The following is an 846-nucleotide window of genomic DNA, read 5'->3' as shown; positions in this document are numbered from 1 at the left end:
TTAGAGACCGCCCAACCTGCCAGGAATGCACAACCGATACTCAACAGCGGGCGCTCTTTAATGACGTTTTCTGCGGATTTGGTCGCTTGCTGAATGTTCTCTGCGCCAACTTCCAGCTTCTCTTTGGCATGTTCTTTCATGGCGCCAACCGCTTCTGAAGTGGCTTGCTCTGCAAGGTGGTACGCCTCTTCAAATTGCTCTTGAGGTTTAACTGCGCTTTCTTTTGTATTAGCCATAACTAGCCTCCGTTGATTGAGATTACCTTGGATTAAACGGTTGTGATTCCGCTGAGAAGTAATCTGATAAAAGTGAATTCTTTTCGTTTCCTCGTGAGTGGTATTGCGATTACTGTGCCAACTTAATAAGTTATTGTTTTTATTGAAATAGAATTTAAATAGCTCCAATCGTTGCAAAATGACCTGTAATTATTTCCTTTGAATGGATTCTTATTTGTAATTTTTTCTTATTCCCCACAAGCAATCACGCGCAATTAATAACCACCACCATGCTTACTCCTTACATTATCTGGCATCTCTCACACTCAATATTCATGGCATACAAAATGCTAGATATAAAATGCCACATGAAAAATATTGTTCATATTTAATGGCTAAGGCATCGCAATATAAGTTGCGCTTAAGCACTGCAATAAAGTAACCGCAGTAAAATAAAGGAGAAGATATGAGAAATGAAAACATCGCCTCAATCATTGAGCTTATTCACAGCGGTAATGATATTTACAAGAAAGCGATTGATAACATCGACAACACATCGCTAAACCATGTATTGCAGGATCTGGTTCATGTACGAGAACACGCCGCATTAGAGTTGAAACCTTATGCGATT

At 39.6% G+C, this 846-nt stretch carries 2 protein-coding genes; one reads left to right on the top strand and one right to left on the bottom strand.

The features are described from left to right. The coding region (locus R7Z77_RS24795; protein ID WP_318136975.1) for a hypothetical protein at positions 1 to 236 on the bottom strand (236 nt) is incomplete at its 3' end. Positions 237 to 681: 445 nt separating this feature from the next. On the opposite strand from R7Z77_RS24795, the gene R7Z77_RS24790 reads away from it, so the two are divergent. Further along, a partial coding sequence (locus tag R7Z77_RS24790) for a DUF2383 domain-containing protein (protein ID WP_318136976.1) occupies positions 682 to 846 on the top strand: 165 nt, incomplete at its 3' end.

Source organism: Vibrio sp. 1401, assembly GCF_033340295.1.
The sequence above is the reverse complement of the archived record's forward strand: the minus strand, read 5'-3'. Positions and strand labels throughout refer to the sequence as shown.